This window comes from Streptomyces sp. NRRL F-2664, assembly GCF_000719345.1.
Lineage (GTDB): Bacteria > Actinomycetota > Actinomycetes > Streptomycetales > Streptomycetaceae > Streptomyces.
The window spans coordinates 1-322 of record NZ_JOFX01000453.1; the positions used below are offsets into that span (position 1 = coordinate 1).

1 pseudogene is annotated in these 322 nt (G+C 70.2%); it reads left to right on the plus strand.

Features of this window, described 5'->3' with window-relative positions:
* Positions 1–121 precede the first annotated feature (121 nt).
* Positions 122–322: pseudogene (locus IF89_RS0136495) on the plus strand (IS110 family transposase); the annotation flags it as partial.

Genomic DNA, 322 nt, shown 5'->3' on the forward strand with positions numbered 1-322 from the left:
TTCTGGCCGTCCACCGGACCGGTGTCAGCCACCAGCACCAGTCCAAGGAGCCTCGTGACCGTCACCAGCATGCCCCGGCCGACGCTGTCCGCGCAGCAGGTTCCCTCGGGCGGCGGAGGAGGTGATCCTCGGGGTTGACACCCGCAAGGACAGCCACGTCGCCGCTGCCATCACCACCCTGGGCGCCTCGCTCGCGTTCCCGACCACCGCCGTCGGCTATTGCCAACTGCTCGCCTGGGGAGGGTCGTTCGGTGTTCTGTACCGGGCGGGGGTCGAGTGCACGGGATCCTTCGGGACCGCGCTGACCTGGGTCCTGCGCCAG